Below are 18190 nucleotides of genomic sequence, written 5' to 3' on the forward strand. Positions count from 1 at the left end.
GGTGGTCGGTCTCCACTAGCGCCCCTTCCACTCGGGGTCCCGGCGGCCGGTGAAGGCGGCGTGGAACTCGGCGTAGTCGGCGCTCTTCATCAGGAGCGCCTGGGTCATGGCCTCCAGCTCGATCGCCCCGGACAGGCCCATGTCGAGCTCCCGGGAGAGCAGTGCCTTGGTCTGCGCGTACCCGAAGGCGGGCCCCTCGGAGAGCCGGGTGGCCAGCCGGTCGACCGCTTCGTCGAGGGCGTCGTCCTCGACCAGCTGGCTGACCAGCCCGTAGCGGTCGGCCTCGGCCGAGTCGAGGGTGTCGCCGAGCATGAGGATCTTCGTCGCGTTCCCCAGGCCCACCATGCGCGGGAGCAGGTAGGCGGCGCCCATGTCCGCGCCGGACAGCCCCACCTTCGTGAACAGGAAGGCGAAGCGGGCGGAGCGGGCCACCACACGGAAGTCGGCGGCCAGGGCCAGCACTGAGCCCGCCCCGGCGGCGATCCCGTGCACCCCCGCGATCACCGGCACCGGGCACTCGCGCAGGGCACGGACCACCTCACCCGTCATCCGGGTGAAGGCCAGCAGGTCGTCGGGGTCCATCTCCAGGGTGCGGCCGATGATCTCGTCGACGTCTCCGCCCGAGCAGAACCCCCGGCCCGCGCCGCGCAGGACCAGGACCCGGGTGTCGCCCCGGTGCGGGAGTTCGGTGACCAGGTCGCGCAGGTCCGCGTAGGCCTCGAAGGTCAGCGCGTTGAGCCGGTCCGGCCGGTCGAGGGTCACCGTGGCCACCCCGTTCTCGCGGCCGAACCCGAAGTGGCGCCAGTCCTCGGTCAGGGGCGCGGACGCCCGGAAGGGGCTCATCGTTGGATACCTCCGCCGTCGATGGTCAGTGACTGGCCGTTGACCGCCCCGGCCAGGGGGCTCGCCAGGTAGGTGACGGCGGCCGCCACCTCCTCGGGTTCGATGAGCCGCCCCAGGGGCCCGGCCGTGGCCAGTGCCGCCTCGGCCTCCGCGAGCCCGCGACCGGTGTGTTCGGCGATGCGGGCCACGGAGCGCTCGGTCATGGGGGTGCGGACGAAGGAGGGGCAGACCGCGTTGCTGGTGACCCCGGTGCCCGCGACCTCGGCGGCCACCGACCGCGCCAGGCCGAGCATCGCGTGCTTGGAGGCGGCGTAGGCGGCGGTGTAGCGGGAGCCGGTGTGCGCCGCGGTGGAGGCGACGAAGACGATCCGGCCGCGATCGCGTTCGAGCATTCCGGGGAGGATCGCCCGGGTGAGGAGGAAGGCGGAGGTGGCGTTGGCGCGCAGGTGGTCCTCCCACAGGTCGAGCCCGGTGCGCCGCAGGGGTGCGCTCCGTGCCGTGCCCGCGTTGTTGACCAGGACGGTCACCGGCCCCAGTCCGTCCGCGAGGGACTCCACGGCCCGTTCGTCGGTGACGTCGCAGACCCGGGCGGTGACGCGCAGACCGTGCGCGCGGGCGCGGCGTTCCATGGCGGCGAGCCGCCCGGAGTCGCGCCCGAGGGCGACCACCTCGTCACCGGCGTTCGCCAACGCGAAGACGACGGCCCGCCCGATACCGCCGGAGCCACCGGAGACCACGACACGCCGTTCGGAGTCAGCCATGCCCGGAATGTATCACCGGACCGTGACCGTCGTCACTGTTCCGACATAAGACTGGTGTGTATGGGACAGAAGGAACGGAAGGTGTCTTGGGTGGGGAGGGCGACCCCAACGGGACGGCGCCGACGACACGGGGGTCGTCGGCGCCGCGAGGGGCGGACCGGTGCGGCCACGGGGGCCGGGCGGGCTAGAAGGCGGGACCGGCCTCGAGGGCGTCCTCGATGGTCTGGGCGCGCTGCTCCTCCACCGTCTCGACCAGCTCGGCCTCGTGCGCCTCGATCTCGGCGGTCACCTCGGCGGCCAGCGCGCGCAGCGCGACCTCCTGGGTGACGATGCCGCCGCGCACGCGGTTGTTGTCGCCGACCTGCGCGGTCGGGCTGTTGTCGGAGGCGGTCAGGGTGCCGCCCACGATGTTGTTGTCGATGTACACGCCACCGCTGACGCCGGTGACCGTCAGGTCGCCGTCGATGTAGTTGAGCGAGCTGGCGAAGCCCTCGGTGGCGCCGGCGCCCACGGCCACCGGGCCGTTGCCGCCGGTGTAGGTCGCGTCACCGATGACCTCGCTGTCGACCAGGACACCGCCGGAGCCCGCGTCGGTGACGGACAGGTCGCCGCGGACGACGCTGTCGAAGATGTCCACGTACTCGACGCCCTCGGCGCTCACGCCGCCCAGGCGGGAGCCGCTCACGTAGACCTCACCGACACTGGCGCTGACGGAGGAGGCGGAGGAGTCGACCACGAAGACGAAGCCGTCGTTGTCGGCGCCCTCGGCGGCCGCGGCGCTCAGACCGGAGACCGAGGTGCCGTCCTCGAGGTAGGTGCCGTAGGAGCCCGAGTTGACGACGTCGCCGCCGACCTCGGTGTCCGACGCGTCGAAGTAGCCGCCGTTGGAGACGGTCACGGTGCCGTCGATCTGGCCACCGATGATGTGCAGGTTGGCGTCGCCCTCGACGGTGACCTTGCCCTGGATGACGGTGCCGTCAAGGAAGCAGCTCGCACCGGCCGGAACCTTGAGATCAGTGGGCAGGGTGACCGCGCCACCGTGCCCCGAGCAGAGAGTGACCAGGTCCGCCTGGGCGGGGGCGGCCATGAGGGTGACGCCGCCGATGGCCAGGGCCGCGGTGGCGGTGGACGCAGCGATCTTGCTCCCGAGCTTCATGCGGGGGAATTCCTTTCGTCGTGACCGGTGGGGTCCGACGCTCCTGAGGAGGGTGCGGGAAGAGCGCCGTGTGGACACCACAGAGAAAGTACCGAGCCCACAGCGCTTTGGGAATACTTGCAGGAGAAGATTCGCCTCTGTCCAGGTTTCCACCAGAAGAACGATCTCTGTGACCTCGGTTACCTCTGGGGCGTGGGAAACCCCCTGGTGAGCGCGTGCTCCGTGTGCCGGGAACGGAAGTGGGCCGCCCGGTGTCCCGAGCGGCCCGAGGGGCGTGCGCCCCGAGGTCCGGTACCTACTTCAGATGGCCGTCGCCGGTGACCACGTACTTGGTGGAGGTCATCTCCGTGAGCCCCATCGGCCCTCTTGCGTGCAGTTTCTGGGTGGAGATACCGATCTCCGCGCCGAAGCCGAACTCGCCGCCGTCCGTGAAGCGCGTGGAGGCGTTGACCACCACGGCCGCCGAGTCCACCCGGCTCACGAAGTACCGCGAGGTGCTGAGCGAGTCGGTGACGATCGCCTCGGTGTGCTGGGTGGAGTAGCGCCTGATGTGCGCGAGGGCGGCGTCGACGTCCGGCACCACCCGGACGGCCAGGTCCAGGGACAGGTACTCGGTCGCCCAGTCCTCCTCGGTGGCCTCGACCACCGTGGCGCCGGTCGGGTGGGCGGCGGCCGCCGCGAGGACCCGCGCGTCCGCGTGCACGGTCACCCCGGCCTCGGCCAGGGAGGCGAGGACCCGGGGCAGGAACGCGTCGGCGACCGCCTCGTGCACCAGCAGCGTCTCGGCGGAGTTGCACACCGAGCATCGCTGGGCCTTGGCGTTGGTGGCGATGGCCACCGCCTTGTCCAGGTCGGCGTCGGCGTCCACGTACACGTGGCACAGGCCCTCGCCGGTCTCGATGACGGGGACCGTCGAGTCGCGGACCACCGCCTGGATGAGCGAGCCGCCGCCGCGCGGGATGAGCACGTCGACGAGGCCACGGGCCCGCATCAGAGCCGTGGAGGACTCCCGGGTGCGGCCCGGCACCATCTGGACGGCGTCGACCGGCACCCCGGTGCCCTCCAGGGCGTCGCGCAGCACGCCGATGATGGCGGTGTTGGAGTGGTAGGCGGAGGAGGAACCGCGCAGCAGTGCGGCGTTGCCGCTCTTGAGGCACAGGGCCGCAGCGTCGGCGGTGACGTTGGGGCGTCCCTCGTAGATGATGCCGATGACACCGAGCGGGACCCGGATCTGCCGGAGGTCCAGGCCGTTGGGCAGGACACCGCCGCGCACCGACTCCCCCACCGGGTCCGGCAGCTCGACGACCTCGCGGACCGCCTCGGCGATGGCCTCGACCCGCGCCGGGGTCAGGGTGAGCCGGTCGACCATGGCAGCGCTCGTACCGTCCCTGCGGGCCCGTTCGACGTCCTCGGCGTTGGCGGCGGTGATCTCGTCCGCCCGCTTGACCAGGGCGTCGGCGATGGCCAGCAGGGCGCCGTCCTTCACCGCGCGGCTCAGCGGGGCGAGCTCGGCCGCCGCTTCCCTGGCGCGTTCGGCGACCGCGTGGACCGCGCGCTCGATGTCACTCATGGCAGTCATCCTTGTCAGGGCTTCCTTGCTCGGGAGGCCGCCCGGGCCGGTGGACCCACCCCTTCGTAGGGCACCGGACCAGCGGAATCCCTCTCAGCGTATAGCGCCGCGCCGCCGCGCACGCGGAGTTGTCCACAGGGTGGGACGCCGCCTCCAGATACCGCTCAGGTCCAGCCGTAGCGTTCCCGCAGGACCGCCGCGACCCGCCAGAACAACTCCTCGTCCATCACGGCGGCCTCCCTGCGGATCGACGCCTCGTCGAACTCGAAGAGGCGGTCGACCCGTACGAAGGAGTCGCGGCCCTCCCGGTCCCAGGCGCCCGCGCCGATCGGCAGCCAGTCCTGGCGTTCGCGCTCGTCCGGCACCTGGGAGGAGAGCATGAGGCCGTGCAGGCGCTCGCCCCGGCGGCCGACCACGAGCAGGGGGCGGTCCTTGCCCTGGGCGGGGTCCTCTTCGTAGGGCACCCAGGTCCACACGACCTCGCCCGCGTCGGCGAGGCCATCGCGCTCCGGCGCGTAGACGAGTCGGGTGGCGTTGCGCCCGGTGGGCACCTCCCGCACTGCGCCCTCCTGAGGGTGGGCCTCCGTGCCCTGTTGGAGACCGCGTCGCGGAGCCGCCTCCGCGCGCCGGTCGGTGCCGTCGCGCCCGGGGGTCTCGCCCCGGCGCGGGTTTCCTTGTTGTGTCGTGTGTTGGCTCACGCACCGCATCCTAGGACCCGTTCGGCCGCTCCGCACCGTGCGTCGACGGACCGGGCACGGACGGTGGGCGGAAGGCGGCGGGCGCCAAGGGGCGCCTCGGGGCGCCGCGAGGCCGGGCCGTAGTGTCGACCGCATGCACCCCGCACCACTGCCCCCCGTCCACGGTTCCTCCCCTCCGGTCCCGCGGTGAGCGCCCCCTCGAACGGGACTCCCGGCGACGGCTCGGGCCGACGCGTCCTGGTCACCGGCGGCGCCTCCGGGCTGGGCGCCGCCCTGGTCCGCCGGTTCGCCGCGCGCGGTGACCGGGTGATCGCCACCGACCTCGCCGAACACGCGCCCGACGCGCTCCCTCCGGGCGTGGCCTACCTGCGCCTGGACGTCACCTCCGACCACGACTGGGCGAACGCCCTCACCCGTGTCGAGGACCTCTGGGGCGGCCTGGACGTCCTGGTCAACAACGCCGGGATCGCGGCGGGCGGGCGGATCGACGTCCTCACTCTCGACGACTGGCGATCGATCACCGACGTCAACCTGTTCGGCGTGGTCCGGGGCTGCCGGACCTTCGCCCCGCTCTTCAAGGGTCAGGGTTCGGGGCACGTCGTCAACGTGGCCTCCATGGCTGGGCTCGTGCACCCGCCGGTGATGAGTTCCTACAACGCGGTCAAGGCGGCCGTGGTCGCGCTCAGCGAAACCCTCCGGCACGAGCTCGCACCCTACGGCGTCACCACCTCGGTGGTCTGCCCGTCGTTCTTCCGTACGGGACTGGCCTCCTCCCTCAGCGGCAGCGACCCCGAGGTGGAGGCGTCGGCGACCCGGCTGATCGACGGGTCGAGACTGTCCGCCGAGGACGTCGCCGCGCGGGTACTGCGGGGTGTGGACCGGCGTCGGCCCGTCATCCTCACCGACCGGGCGGGACGGACCGCCCTCCGCGCCAAACGGTGGCTGCGGCCCCTGTACGACCTGGCCATGCGGCGGGTCGCCGAGGGCGTGCGCCGCCGCGTCGATCCCGCCTCCCTCACGGCGGACCACCCCACGGAGAACCGCGTATGAGCAAGGGGACCATCATCATCACCGGGGCCTCGGCCGGGCTGGGCGCCGAGATGGCGCGCCAGTTCGCCGCCCTCGGCTACGACCTCGGACTGTGCGCCCGGCGCACCGCACCGATGGAGGAGCTCCGGGACGGGATCACCTCCGCCCATCCCGGGCGCCGCGTGGTCCTGAGGGCCCTGGACGTCACCGACGACGACGCGGTGTTCCGGGTCTTCGGGGAGATCGCGGGCGAGTTCGGCACGGTGGACCGGGTGATCGTCAACGCCGGGCTGGGCAAGGGCGCTGCCCTGGGCACCGGGCGCCACGACGCCAACCGGCGGACCGCCATGACCAACTTCGTCGGGGCCCTGGCCCAGGCCGACGCCGCCATGGAGATCTTCCGCGCGCAGGGGCGCGGCCACCTCGTCCTGGTCTCCTCCATGTCGGCTCTGCGCGGGATGCGCCGGGCCATGACCGTCTACGCGGCCACCAAGGCCGGGGTGAGCGCGATCGCGGAGGGGCTGCGCGCCGAGCGGGTGCCGGGCCTGGACGTCTCGGTGGTCCACCCCGGCTACATCCGTTCGGAGATGAACGAACACGTCACACAGCGGACCCGGTTCATGGTCGACACCGAGCCGGGGGTCAGGTCCATGGTGGCCGCCATCGAGCGGCGCCGGGTGAGCGCCTACGTACCCGCGTGGCCGTGGGTGCCGATCGGCTTCCTCATGAAACGGCTGCCCCTGTCCGTGGTCACCAGGCTCACCTGAGTCCGACCGCTCCCGAGCGCCGGGGGTTCCGGGGCGACCGCCTCAGAGCTCCCGCACGGTCCGCATGATGCGCTCGCGGGCGTGCCCTCCCTCCGGGACGGGCACCAGAGGATGGATGTGGAAGGCGCCCTCCTCCTCGTGGAACTCCACCGACCCTCCGGCCGCGCGGACCCGGTCGCGCAGGAGCCGGGTGTCCGGCAGGAGCAGGTCGCGGGTGCCGATGTACAGGTCCACGGGCGGCAGCCCGGCCATCGGCCCGTACAGCGGGCTGAGCCGGGGGTCGGTGAGGTCGTCGCCGTCCGCCCACTCGGCCGCGGCCTCCAGCATCCCGGCGGGGGCCAGCCAGGGGTCGGACCCCTCGACCTCCGCGATGTCGGGGTTGGACATCGTCAGGTCGGTCCAGGGGGAGATCAGCACCAGACGTGCCGGAACGGGCAGACCGGCCCCGGTCAGCGTCTGGGTGAGGGCCAGCGCGAGCCCTCCCCCAGCGGAGTCGCCCGCGACCAGGGTGCGCCCGGGTGACACGTCCGCCAGGAGCCCGCGGTAGACAGCGGTCACGAACGGGAAGGCCTCGCGGTAGGTGTACTCGGGGGCCAGGCCGTAGACGGGTACCTCCACGCGGCAGCCCGCGTCGGCCATCCGGGAGACCAGTACCCAGTGCCACGCGGAGACCTCGCTCACGTAGGTGCCTCCGTGCAGGTAGAGCACGGCCCTCTCCGGCGCCGTACCGACGCGGGGACGCACCGTGTACACGGGGAAGCCGCCGGTCTCCCGACGGTTCACCCAGTGCCGAGCGGTGAGCCAGTGCGGAGGGTCGGCGTCCTCCTTGGGCCCGTGGAGCCACGCGCGGGTGTCCGCCGCCGACTCCAGGGTCGGCTTGCGCAGGACCCTCAGGGCCAGCGCCGCCAGGTGCGTCACCAGACTCGCCACGCGTGCCACCCTCCTCGGTACGTCCCGTCAGCGGCCCCGGTCGGGTCCGTCAGAGCACCACGAGGTCGTCGCGGTGCACGAGCTCGCGCTCGTAGGAGGGGCCCATCTCCCGCGCCAGCCACCGGGTGGATCGGCCCATGAGGTCGGGAACCTCGGCGGCGTCGTAGTTGACCAGCCCCCGGGCCACCACCGCCCCCTGCTCGTCGCGCAGGTCCACCGGGTCGCCCGCGCTGAAGTCCCCCTGGACCCTGACCACCCCCGCGGGCAGCAGCGACGCCTTCTCCCGCACCACCGCCCTCACCGCGCCCGGGTCCAGGATCAGGCTCCCCCGGCCCGCAGTGGCGTGGGCCAGCCACAGCTGGCGGGCGGAGGGGCGTCGGCCGTCGGCGGGGGCGAAGAACGTCCCCACCCGCTCGCCGGACAGCGCAGCCCGGGCGTTGGCGGCCGAGGTCAGCAGGGTGGGCACCCCGGCCTCGGTGGCGATCCGCGCGGAGTCCACCTTGGTGACCATCCCGCCGGTGCCCACACCCCGCCTGCCCGCGCTCCCGATGTCGATCCCGTCCAGGTCGGCCCGGCCGCGCACGAGGTGCACCACCGAGGTCCCCTCGTCCGCCGGGTTGCCGTCGTAGAGCGCGTCGACGTCCGACAGCAGGACCAGGGCGTCGGCCCGCATCAGGTGCGCCACCAGGGCGGCGAGGCGGTCGTTGTCGCCGAACCGGATCTCGTGGGTGGCCACCGTGTCGTTCTCGTTGACGATCGGCAGGGCGCCGATGTCCAGGAGTCGGCGCAGGGTGCGCTGGGCGTTGCGGTGCTGCACCCGCCGCATCATGTCCTCCACCGTGAGCAGGACCTGGGCGGCGGTCAGCCCGTGCCCGGCCAGCTCCGCGGCGTAGGAGGCCACGAGCAGGCCCTGGCCCACGCTCGCGGCCGCCTGCTGCGAGGCCAGGTCGTGCGGGCGGCGGGCCATACCGAGCGGCGTCATCCCGGCGGCGACCGCGCCGGAGGAGACCAGGATGACCTCCTGCCCGAGGGCCCGCCGGTCGGCCAGGACCTCGACCAGGTCCCGGATACGACCGGAGTCGATCAGACCGTCCGGGGTGGTCAGTGAGGAGGACCCCACCTTGACCACGACCCGGCGGGCTCCGGCGACCGCCGACCGTCCGGCCGCCTCCAGGGCGTCGACGTCGCTCCGCCCGGCCCGCCGGCCGGTGTTGTACTGGGTGTCTGCGCTGTGCACCACGAGGGGCTTTCCATCCGTGGCACGGCGCCCTGCCGAGCGCCGTGCTCGTACCTTGTCTGGGTTCGGCTGGTGTGGAGCGGTCGGTCCCCGCGCGGTTCAGCCCAGCCGGGCGTCGGACCCGCGCGGGCCGGACGGGACGGCCTCGGCGTCCAGCGAGTTGTCCCAGTCGAAGACCACGGCGTCCTCGTCGGTGCCGATCTGCACCTCGGCTCCCTGGACGGCCCCGGCCTTGGCCAGCGCGTCCTCGATACCGAGGCGGTTGAGGCGCTCGGCCAGGTAGCCGACGGCCTCGTCGTTGGAGAAGTCGGTCTGGCGCACCCACCGGGCGGGCTTGTCGCCGCGCACCTGGAAGGAGTTGTTCCCGAGCGGCACGACCTCGAACGGGACGTCACCGATCATCTTGGGGCGCAGGACGATGCGGGTGGGCTCCTCGACCGGGGCGCTCCGGCGGGCCTGCGCCACCTGCTCGCCCAGCGCGAAGGAGAGTTCCCGGAGCCCCTCGCGGGAGGCGGCCGAGACCTCCATCACCCGGTAGCCGCGCTCCTCCAGCATGGGGGTGACCATGTCGGCGAGGTCGCGGGCCTCGGGCACGTCGACCTTGTTCAGGGCGACGATGCGCGGACGGTCGGACAGGTCCACCCCGGCCTGCTCGCCGTACGCGGACAGCTCCGCCTCCAGGGCGTCCAGATCGCTCACCGGGTCGCGGCCCGGCTCGTAGGTGGCGCAGTCCAGCACGTGCAGCAGGGTGGAGCAGCGCTCGATGTGGCGCAGGAACTCCAGGCCCAGGCCCTTGCCCGCGCTCGCGCCGGGAATCAGTCCGGGCACGTCGGCGATGACGTACTGGGTGGAGCCCGCCTCGACCACGCCCAGGTTGGGGACGAGGGTGGTGAACGGGTAGTCGGCGATCTTGGGCCGGGCCGCCGACATCGCCGCGATCAGCGACGACTTCCCGGCGCTGGGGAAGCCCACCAGGCCGACGTCGGCGATGGTCTTCATCTCCAGGCGGACGTCGAAGGCCTCGCCCTCCTCGCCCTTGAGGGCGAAGCCGGGGGCCTTGCGCTTCTTGGAGGCCAGCGCGGCGTTGCCCAGGCCGCCGCTGCCGCCCTGGGCCAGGACCAGGCGGGTGCCGTGGCCGACCAGGTCGGCGAGGACCTCGCCGTTCATCCGGGTGACCACCGTGCCGTCGGGGACGGTCAGGACCAGGTCCTGGCCCTTGGCCCCGGCCCGGTGGCCGCCCTGGCCGGGGGTGCCGTTCTGGGCGTCGCGGTGCGGGCGGCGCTGGTAGTCCAGCAGGGTCGCGCTCTGGGTGTCGACCTCCAGGACGACGTCGCCGCCCTGACCGCCGTTGCCGCCGTCCGGTCCGCCCAGCGGCTTGAACTTCTCACGGTGCACGGAGGCACAGCCATGCCCGCCGTTCCCGGCCTTGACGTGCAAGACCGCCTCGTCGACGAAGTCAGGCATAACTCTCCCCGTTACTCATGCGGTCCCCACCACCCGGAGGGAACCGGTACTCCACGCGTGTCACCAGTGACAACGCGAAGGGCGGGCCAGTGTTCCCTGGCCCGCCCCGAAGAATCGCCGTTCCGGCGCGGCCTAGACCGCGGCAGGGACGATGTTCACGGCCTTGCGGCCGCGGAAGTTACCGAACTTGACCTCACCGTCGACCAGGGCGAACAGCGTGTCGTCGCCGCCGCGGCCCACGTTGGCACCGGGGTGGAACCTGGTGCCGCGCTGACGGATGAGGATCTCGCCGGCAGAGACGGTCTGACCGCCGAAGCGCTTCACGCCGAGGCGCTTGGCGTTCGAATCACGACCGTTCTTGCTGGAAGAAGCGCCCTTCTTGCTTGCCATGTCTCCAGGCCTCCTACTTCGCCGCGATGCCGGTGACGCGCACCTGGGTGTGCTTCTGGCGGTGTCCCTGGCGCTTCTTGTAACCGGTCTTGTTCTTGTACTTCAGGATGTTGATCTTGGGGCCCTTGGTCTCGCCGAGGACCTCGGCGGTGACCGTGTAGCCGCTCAGCTTGTCGGCCTCGCTGATGACGTTGTCACCGTCGACCACAAGGATGGGCTGCCACGTCAGGGTGGCGCCGGTCTCGTCGGAGACCCTGTCGATGTTCAGGACGTCATCGACAGACACCTTCTCCTGTCGGCCGCCCGCTCGCACGATCGCGTACACCGGGTAACTCTCTTCCTGCTCGCTCAACGAATAATGCGCTCACTCATGACCGTGATGCCACGATCCACGAATCGCCTGTAGCGGGGCGCGGGGATCTGAGGGAAACAAACCCCTTGGTGGAGAGCACTGCGGTCTCGGGGCGCGCGAACATTTGGGGCGCGCCGACGCACCGTCCATCAGATTACCACCGACCCGACACAGGCCCGCACACGTGCCCTGGCCCGGAACCGGTCGTGACCGGTTCCGGGCCAGGCTGTCTTCCCGCCTGGACCGCTGGTCAGCCCACGTCGACCGCGGTGCTCTCACTGGTCTGCGAGGTCGCCGCCGCCTTGGTCCGCCGCGTACGGCGGCGCTTGGGCCGTTCGGTGGCGCCGTCGGCGTCACCGTCCGCGGAGGCGGGTGTCTCGGTGGCGTCGGTGTCCGAGCCCTGCTCGGCACCGTTCGCCTTCGTCCGCTCACCCTCACCGCTGTCGGTCGGGGCCGCCTTGCGGGTGGTGGTGCGCCGACGGGTCTTCTTGGCCGGGGCCTCCTCGGCGGCGGGGGCCTCAGCGGCCTCCTGGGCGGGCTCCGCCTCCTGGGCGGCACCCTCCGGGGCCTGGGCGGGCTCCGCGGCCTTCTTCGCGCGGGAGGAGCGCTTACGCGTCTTCTTCGCTGGTGCGGCCTGCTCGGCCTCGGGGACCCGCTCGGACTCCGGCGCGGCCTCCTCGACCGCGACGGGCTCGGGCTGGTCGGCCTCGGCGGACGCCGGCTCCGCGGCCCTGCGGCCACGGCTCCTCTTGGCGGGCTTCTCGGACTTCTCCGGCTTCTCGGCCCCGCCGGACCCCTCCGTCTGCTCGACGGGCTGGTCGGCGGTGTCCTCGGCGCTCACGGGCCGGTCGTCGCCGTCCTGGCGGTCGGCCTTGGCGGAGGCGTCCTTGTCGCCGGAGGCGTCGGCCTCGCCCTTGCCCTTCTTCTTCTTGCGCCCGCCGGTGCCGCCACCGCCGCCGCCCTTGTTCTCCACCGGGTCGCTGGAGAGCAGGAGGCCACGGCCGTTGCAGTGGTCGCAGGTGTGCGAGAAGGCCTCGAGCAGCCCCTGGCCGACCCGCTTGCGGGTCATCTGCACCAGACCCAGCGAGGTGACCTCGGCCACCTGGTGCTTGGTCCGGTCCCGGGAGAGGCACTCCAGCATGCGGCGCAGCACCAGGTCGCGGTTGGACTCCAGCACCATGTCGATGAAGTCGATGACGATGATGCCGCCGATGTCGCGCAGGCGCAGCTGGCGGACGATCTCCTCGGCCGCCTCCAGGTTGTTCTTGGTGACCGTCTCTTCGAGGTTGCCGCCCTGACCGGTGAACTTGCCGGTGTTGACGTCGACCACGGTCATGGCCTCGGTGCGGTCGATGATCAGCGAGCCGCCGCTGGGCAGCCAGACCTTGCGCTCCAGCGCCTTGTTGATCTGCTCGTCGATCCGGTAGGCGGAGAAGACGTCGCGGTCCTCTCCCCAGTGCGAGAGCCGCTCGGAGAGGTTGGGCGCCACGTAGTCCACGTACTCGTGGACGGTGGTCCAGGCCTCCTCCCCGGAGACGACCAGGCTGGAGAAGTCCTCGTTGAAGACGTCGCGCACCACGCGCACCGTCAGGTCCGGCTCGCTGTTGAGCAGGGACGGGGCGTTGGCCGACTTGGACTTGCGCTTGATCGAGTCCCACTGCTTGGCCAGACGCGTGATGTCGCGCTCCAGCTCCTCCTCGCTGGCACCCTCGGCGGCGGTGCGCACGATCACGCCGGCGCCGGAGGGCATCACCTTCTTGAGGATGGTCTTCAGGCGCGCGCGCTCCTTGTCCGGGAGCTTGCGGCTGATGCCGGTCATCGACCCGCCGGGCACGTACACCAGGTAGCGGCCGGGCAGGCTGATCTGGCTGGTCAGGCGGGCGCCCTTGTGGCCGACCGGGTCCTTGGTGACCTGCACCAGGACCGACTGGCCGGACTTGAGCACCGACTCGATGCGCTTGGGCTGGCCGTCCAGGCCGAAGGAGTCCCAGTTGACCTCGCCCGCGTACAGCACGGCGTTGCGGCCCTTGCCGATGTCGACGAAGGCGGCCTCCATCGACGGCAGGACGTTCTGGACCCGGCCCAGGTACACGTTGCCCACGTAGGAGCGGTGCGTGGCCCGGTCCACGTAGTGCTCGACCAGGATGTCGTCCTCGAGGACGGCGATCTGGGTGCGGTCGCCGGTCCGGCGCACGACCAGGTCGCGCTTGACCGCCTCGCGGCGGGCCAGGAACTCCGACTCGGTGACGATCGGCGCGCGGCGCCGGCCCTGCTCGCGCCCCTCGCGGCGGCGCTGCTTCTTGGCCTCCAGACGGGTGGAGCCCCGAACCGCCTGGACCTCGTTCTCGATCGGCCGTTCCTGACGCGGCTCGCGCACCTTGACCACGGTGTTGGGCGGGTCGTCGTGGGTGCCCTCGCCGCCGGAGCCCGAACGGCGGCGACGGCGACGGCGGCGACGGCTGCCACCGCGCTCACCCTCGGCCGCGTCGTCCCCGGACTCGTCCTCCGCGCCGTCCTCGTCGGCGGCGGAGCGGTCGTCAGCGCCCCGGTCGGCGGTGTCCTCGGGTCCGGCGGAGTCGCCGCGGGCGTCGTCGGTGTCGGCGTCCTCGCCGCCCCGCGAGCGTCCGCGTCCGCGTCCGCCCCGGCGACGACGCCGGCGGCTGGGACGCTCGTCGGTACCGGTCTCCTCGGCGGGGGCCTCGGCGGTCGCGTCCTCGGTGTCGTCCTCGTCCTCGTCGACCTCGACGACCGGTTCTGCCTTGGGGCGGGTCCGGGCGGGAGCGCTGGCGACGGGGGGCTGGAAGAGCATCCCGCCGGGCGGCTGGAAGACGGTGCCGCCGGTGTCGGCGACGTTCTCCTCGGCCTCCTCCGCGGGCTGGTCGACGGTCTCCGGGGCGGGGGCCCCGGACCGGGCGGAGCGGGTGCGGCTCCGGCCGCGCGCACGGCCGCGACCGTTCTCCCCGGCCTCCCCGGTGCCGGTGTCGCTCCCGGCCTCGACCGGAGCGTCGGCGGCCCCGCTGCTCTCCGGCGCCGCCTCCGCGGTCGCGCGGCCACGGCCCCGGCGCTGCGGTGCGGCCACGGGGGCGTCGTTGGGCCTGCCCGCGGCGCGCACGGTACGCCTGCGCGTGGCGGAGGCGGTCACCGAGGTGTTCACGGTGCCGACCTCACCGGTGCCCGCCAGCTTGGTGACCGGCGTGGTGGGAGCGGAGAAGACGTCGTCGGGTTCGGGGGGTGGTCCCGCAGCGCGGCGAGCGCCCTTGGCCGGAGCGGGAGTGGTCACCCGCACCGCGCCGTCCCCCTCCGGGGGCGCCGCCGCCGTGTTCTTGGTTGTTTCAGTTGTACCCGCGGCGCCTTCGGCACCGTTGTTGGGCTCGTTGTCGAGCATCCGGGCGGTCTCCCGTCAAAGCGCTCGGGCGCACCTCGACCTCATCGGTCGGCGGGGCGGCTCGCGAGAGCTGTCGTCGCTGTGTCAGCGCCGACGGCACCAGGTGTGCCGTCGGGGCAAAGTCCTGTGGTTCGCCCATGTTTCCCCGCTTCGGGGCCCTTCATGTCGAAGGACCCGCCATGGGCGGTGACGTCCGTGGTGAGCGGGTGCGTCGATCGTTCGTCTGGTCGTGCGCGGCCCCGGTGCTCCCTGTCGCGGCAGCTTCGGGTCGGTCCGCGTCGAACGGATCAGCGATCACACCTGTCGCCTCGTCCAGTGGCCCCTGCGCCAGCCTGGTCATCGTCGGTGATGACGGCGGCGCGAGGTCGGCCAGATGGCGGAGGCCGGTCAGCACGTCGTCTGGTCGTACAGCAGGTGTCGTGTGCCGTATGACCATTCGAAGTATGGCATATGTCGCGTGTCGGTCCCCAGGGACGCGCCCGTGGGATGCGCGACATACGTCGATGTCGAGGACGGCCGGGCGGGTGTCGAAGCGGCGCCGGCCCTTCTTCGTCATCCGTTCCACCTCGACGCTCTCGGCGGCCAGGTAGGTGGCCACCGCCTTGGCGGCGTCGTCGGGGTCGACGTCCGCCATCTCCACGCGCCACTCGGAGGCCTCCAGCCGTTCGGCCAGGCCCGGAGTCCGGGCCTCGACGACCTCGACCACGTCGATCCCCTCGGGCATCGCCGCGTCGATCGCGGTCCTGACCTGGTCGGGACGGCGGGCCTCGGCCAGGGTGAGCTCAAGGTACTCCGCCTCGCTGGCGACCCCGGTCGGGGCCGCGCCGGTGTAGGAGACCTTGGGGTGCGGTGAGAAGCCAGCGGAGAAGGCCACGGGTACCGAGGCCCTGCGCAGGGCTCTCTCCAGTGCCCGGGCGATGTCCCGGTGGCTGGCGAAGCGCATGCGGCCGCGCTTGGCGTAGCGCACGCGCAACCTCTGACCGGGGTTGGCGGTGGAGGGTGAGGTGGTGCCCTCGTGTGCGGGGGGCAGCTCAACTCCTTTCCTCAGTGCCCCCTTGGAACCGGGCCGCCCGCGGCGGCCCTCAGGGGCTGTTCCTCGTCCTGTTCAGCGTACGGTGCGCCGAAGTGCGCACGCGCCAACGGGACACGCATACCGGTACCTCCCCCGACCGCCCCCGATCGAAAAGTCCCGACCGGGTCCGAGCGAACTTCCGAACCGGCGTTCACCACGAGAACACAGGGGTCCGGAAAAAAAATCCAAAGAAATCCCGCAACCGTGGCAACCCCCGGGACCCCCCGCGAGTCTTACTTCACGTACGGCCCGGCGCGAGCGGGGCGCCGGGCCGTACACCTTCCTTCCCGGACACTCCCCCGGTGCCATCGGCACGACGGGGTCGAGCCACACGGCGGAGAGCGCCCGGAGCGCGAATCCTACTCCCTTTCCCCCCGGTGCACACCGATCGCCCCGGTTGTCCCGGTTCTGCCTCCGTGCGCACGGGCCCCGCACCCCACGCGAGGGGCCGGTCCCACCCCCGGCGGGACCGGCCCCGTTCCTTCGTCTCAGAGCACGCTCAGCGGCAGCATGGGGCGCCCCCCGGCCTGGTCGTTGATCTGGATCTCCGTGCCCATCGTGGGGCACACACCGCAGTCGTAGCAGGGGTTCCAGCGGCAGTCGTCGATCTCCAGGGACTCCTCGCCGTGCAGGGAGTCCTGCCAGTCCTGCCAGAGCCACGAACGGTCCAGCCCGGCGTCCAGGTGGTCCCAGGGCAGGACCTCGTCCTCGTCGCGCTCGCGGGTGGTGAACCAGTCCACGTCCACGCCGGTTCCGGCCAGACCGGTCCGCGCCGCCCCCATCCAGCGGTCGTAGGAGAAGTGTTCGCTCCAGCCGTCGAACCGGCCGCCCGCCCGCCACACCTCCTCCACGACCCGGCCGACCCTGCGGTCGCCCCGGGAGAGCAGGCCCTCCATGATCGACGGGCGCCCCTCGTGGTAGCGCAACCCGATGGACTTCCCGTACCGGCGGTCGCCGCGGAGCCGGTCGCGGAGCTTGCGCAGCCGGGCGTCCACCTCCTGGTGGGAGGTCTGGGCGGCCCACTGGAACGGCGTCTGCGGCTTGGGCACGAACCCACCGATCGAGACCGTGCACCGGATGTCCTTGCGGCCGGTGACCTCGCGCCCGACCCGGATCACCTCGGCGGCCAGGTCGGCGATGGCCAGGACGTCCTCGTCCTCCTCGGTGGGCAGCCCGCACATGAAGTACAGCTTCACCTGGCGCCACCCGGCCGCGTAGGCGGCGGTGACGGTGCGGACGAGGTCCTCCTCGGTGACCATCTTGTTGATGACCCGCCGCATGCGCTCGCTGCCGCCCTCGGGGGCGAACGTCAGCCCGGAGCGGCGCCCGTTGCGGGTGAGCTCGTTGGCCAGGTCGATGTTGAAGGCGTCCACGCGGGTGGAGGGCAGGGACAGGCCGGTGTTGGTGCCCTCGTAGTGGTCGGCCAGGTTCTTGGCGATATCGCCGATCTCACTGTGGTCCGCGCTGGAGAGCGAGAGCAGGCCGACCTCCTGGAAGCCGGAGGCCCGCACGCCCTCCTCCACCATCCTCTGGACGGTCTCCTGGTTGCGTTCGCGCACCGGACGGGTGATCATCCCGGCCTGGCAGAACCGGCAGCCGCGCGTGCACCCCCGGAAGATCTCCACGCTGTACCGCTCGTGCACGGACTCCGCCGTGGGGACGATGGGCCGCTTCGGGTACGGCCACTGGTCGAGGTCCATGACGGTGTGCTTCTGTACGGTGTCCGGCACCCCGGGGCGGTTGGGCGCGTACCCGGCGATCCGTCCGTCGTCGTGGTAGGACACGTCGTAGAAGCGCGGCACGTACACGCCGCCGGTGGCGGCCAGGCGCAGCAGGAGCCCGTCGCGGCCCCCGGGCGAGCCCTCGTCCTTGAACTCGCGGATGATCTCCGTGATGGCGAGCGTGATCTCCTCGCCGTCACCCAGCACCACGGCGTCCAGGAAGTCGGCGATGGGCTCGGGGTTGAACGCCGAGTGGCCCCCGGCCAGCACCACCGGGTCCTCGTCCGTGCGGTCCGCGGACCGGCGCGCGATCCCCGCCAGGTCCAGCGCGGTGAGCATGTTGGTGTAGCCCATCTCGCTGGAGAAACTCATCCCGAGCACGTCGAAGGCGCGGATCGGCCGGTGGGAGTCCACCGTGAAGTGCGGGACCCCGTGCTCGCGCATCAGCCGTTCCATGTCCGGCCAGACCGCGTACGCGCGCTCGGCCAGGACGTCCTCGCGCTCGTTGAGGACCTCGTACAGGATCTGCACGCCCTGGTTGGGCACGCCCACCTCGTAGGCGTCCGGGTACATCAGCGCCCAGCGCACCCGCGCGGACTCCCAGGGCTTGACCACCGAGTTGAGCTCACCGCCCACGTACTGGATCGGCTTGCTCACCTGGGGAAGCAGGGCTTCGAGGCGCGGGAAGAGGCTGTCGACGGACATGGTGTGGGCCTTCGATCGGCGGACATCGTGTCTGGCTTGATCTCCCCAGGTTAGCCCCCTCGCCCGGCCCGGCGACGGTGTCCGCGTGCCCCGGGTGGGGGCACCGTCCG

15 protein-coding genes are annotated in these 18190 nt (G+C 72.2%); 2 read left to right on the forward strand and 13 right to left on the reverse strand.

All coding sequences use genetic code 11. From position 1 onward, the window contains the following. Positions 1–15: 15 nt before the first annotated feature. The 5 genes from ACFYL4_RS17740 to ACFYL4_RS17760 form a co-directional block, all read right to left on the reverse strand. Complete coding sequence (locus ACFYL4_RS17740) at positions 16–843, reverse strand: enoyl-CoA hydratase family protein (RefSeq protein WP_357769029.1); 828 nt, start codon at positions 841–843, stop codon at positions 16–18. Next, positions 840–1604, reverse strand: coding sequence for an SDR family NAD(P)-dependent oxidoreductase (locus ACFYL4_RS17745; RefSeq protein ID WP_387519316.1), 765 nt, complete (start codon positions 1602–1604; stop codon positions 840–842). The genes ACFYL4_RS17740 and ACFYL4_RS17745 overlap by 4 nt, the downstream gene beginning before the upstream one ends. Positions 1605–1788: 184 nt before the next feature. After that, positions 1789–2760, reverse strand: a complete 972-nt coding sequence (locus tag ACFYL4_RS17750) for a hypothetical protein (protein ID WP_387519318.1) — start codon at positions 2758–2760, stop codon at positions 1789–1791. A gap of 295 nt (positions 2761–3055) precedes the next feature. After that, complete coding sequence (locus ACFYL4_RS17755; protein ID WP_387519320.1) at positions 3056–4330, reverse strand: glutamate-5-semialdehyde dehydrogenase; 1275 nt, start codon at positions 4328–4330, stop codon at positions 3056–3058. A gap of 164 nt (positions 4331–4494) precedes the next feature. Then, positions 4495–5037, reverse strand: coding sequence for a type II toxin-antitoxin system PemK/MazF family toxin (locus tag ACFYL4_RS17760; RefSeq protein WP_387519322.1), 543 nt, complete (start codon positions 5035–5037; stop codon positions 4495–4497). 177 nt (positions 5038–5214) lie between these two features. Between ACFYL4_RS17760 and ACFYL4_RS17765 the strand changes: the two genes are divergently transcribed. Then, positions 5215–6078 (forward strand): SDR family NAD(P)-dependent oxidoreductase, encoded by an 864-nt coding sequence (locus tag ACFYL4_RS17765; RefSeq protein WP_387519324.1) that lies wholly within the window; start codon positions 5215–5217, stop codon positions 6076–6078. Further along, positions 6075–6824 carry an SDR family oxidoreductase gene (locus tag ACFYL4_RS17770; protein ID WP_387519326.1) on the forward strand — a complete coding sequence of 250 codons (750 nt, stop codon included), beginning with the start codon at positions 6075–6077 and terminating at the stop codon, positions 6822–6824. The genes ACFYL4_RS17765 and ACFYL4_RS17770 overlap by 4 nt, the downstream gene beginning before the upstream one ends. Positions 6825–6866: 42 nt before the next feature. Here the strand turns inward: ACFYL4_RS17770 and ACFYL4_RS17775 are convergent, their stop codons facing one another. The 8 genes from ACFYL4_RS17775 to ACFYL4_RS17810 form a co-directional block, all read right to left on the reverse strand. Beyond that, positions 6867–7754, reverse strand: coding sequence for an alpha/beta hydrolase (locus ACFYL4_RS17775; protein WP_387519328.1), 888 nt, complete (start codon positions 7752–7754; stop codon positions 6867–6869). A gap of 49 nt (positions 7755–7803) precedes the next feature. Further along, positions 7804–8991, reverse strand: coding sequence for a glutamate 5-kinase (gene proB, locus ACFYL4_RS17780; RefSeq protein ID WP_387519426.1), 1188 nt, complete (start codon positions 8989–8991; stop codon positions 7804–7806). Between the two features lie 99 nt (positions 8992–9090). Next, positions 9091–10455 carry a GTPase ObgE gene (gene obgE, locus ACFYL4_RS17785; protein WP_387519330.1) on the reverse strand — a complete coding sequence of 455 codons (1365 nt, stop codon included), beginning with the start codon at positions 10453–10455 and terminating at the stop codon, positions 9091–9093. A 132-nt stretch (positions 10456–10587) separates the two neighbouring features. Further along, positions 10588–10845 carry a 50S ribosomal protein L27 gene (gene rpmA / locus ACFYL4_RS17790; protein WP_357769011.1) on the reverse strand — a complete coding sequence of 86 codons (258 nt, stop codon included), beginning with the start codon at positions 10843–10845 and terminating at the stop codon, positions 10588–10590. Positions 10846–10858: 13 nt separating this feature from the next. Continuing rightward, complete coding sequence (gene rplU, locus ACFYL4_RS17795; RefSeq protein WP_017545212.1) at positions 10859–11170, reverse strand: 50S ribosomal protein L21; 312 nt, start codon at positions 11168–11170, stop codon at positions 10859–10861. 277 nt (positions 11171–11447) lie between these two features. Continuing rightward, a complete protein-coding gene (locus ACFYL4_RS17800) occupies positions 11448–14582 on the reverse strand; it encodes an Rne/Rng family ribonuclease (RefSeq protein ID WP_387519332.1) in 3135 nt (1044 codons plus the stop codon). A gap of 160 nt (positions 14583–14742) precedes the next feature. Beyond that, entirely contained in the window at positions 14743–15525 is a 783-nt protein-coding gene (locus tag ACFYL4_RS17805; protein WP_357769031.1) for a TIGR03936 family radical SAM-associated protein, read from the reverse strand. Between the two features lie 617 nt (positions 15526–16142). Continuing rightward, a complete protein-coding gene (locus tag ACFYL4_RS17810; RefSeq protein ID WP_357769007.1) occupies positions 16143–18080 on the reverse strand; it encodes a TIGR03960 family B12-binding radical SAM protein in 1938 nt (645 codons plus the stop codon). Positions 18081–18190: the final 110 nt, after the last annotated feature.

The organism is Nocardiopsis sp. NPDC006938, from assembly GCF_042869555.1.
Taxonomy (GTDB): Bacteria; Actinomycetota; Actinomycetes; order Streptosporangiales; family Streptosporangiaceae; genus Nocardiopsis.

What these genes read in the sequence shown, in the direction of transcription:
- rpmA (WP_357769011.1), bottom strand. Translation starts at nt 10,845, where the DNA reads ATGGCAAGCAAGAAGGGCGCTTCTTCCAGCAAGAACGGTCGTGATTCG.
- ACFYL4_RS17755 (WP_387519320.1), bottom strand. Translation starts at nt 4,330, where the DNA reads ATGAGTGACATCGAGCGCGCGGTCCACGCGGTCGCCGAACGCGCCAGG.
- ACFYL4_RS17800 (WP_387519332.1), bottom strand. Translation starts at nt 14,582, where the DNA reads ATGCTCGACAACGAGCCCAACAACGGTGCCGAAGGCGCCGCGGGTACA.
- ACFYL4_RS17810 (WP_357769007.1), bottom strand. Translation starts at nt 18,080, where the DNA reads ATGTCCGTCGACAGCCTCTTCCCGCGCCTCGAAGCCCTGCTTCCCCAG.
- ACFYL4_RS17805 (WP_357769031.1), bottom strand. Translation starts at nt 15,525, where the DNA reads ATGCGCTTCGCCAGCCACCGGGACATCGCCCGGGCACTGGAGAGAGCC.
- ACFYL4_RS17740 (WP_357769029.1), bottom strand. Translation starts at nt 843, where the DNA reads ATGAGCCCCTTCCGGGCGTCCGCGCCCCTGACCGAGGACTGGCGCCAC.
- ACFYL4_RS17745 (WP_387519316.1), bottom strand. Translation starts at nt 1,604, where the DNA reads ATGGCTGACTCCGAACGGCGTGTCGTGGTCTCCGGTGGCTCCGGCGGT.
- ACFYL4_RS17770 (WP_387519326.1), top strand. Translation starts at nt 6,075, where the DNA reads ATGAGCAAGGGGACCATCATCATCACCGGGGCCTCGGCCGGGCTGGGC.
- ACFYL4_RS17750 (WP_387519318.1), bottom strand. Translation starts at nt 2,760, where the DNA reads ATGAAGCTCGGGAGCAAGATCGCTGCGTCCACCGCCACCGCGGCCCTG.
- obgE (WP_387519330.1), bottom strand. Translation starts at nt 10,455, where the DNA reads ATGCCTGACTTCGTCGACGAGGCGGTCTTGCACGTCAAGGCCGGGAAC.
- ACFYL4_RS17760 (WP_387519322.1), bottom strand. Translation starts at nt 5,037, where the DNA reads ATGCGGTGCGTGAGCCAACACACGACACAACAAGGAAACCCGCGCCGG.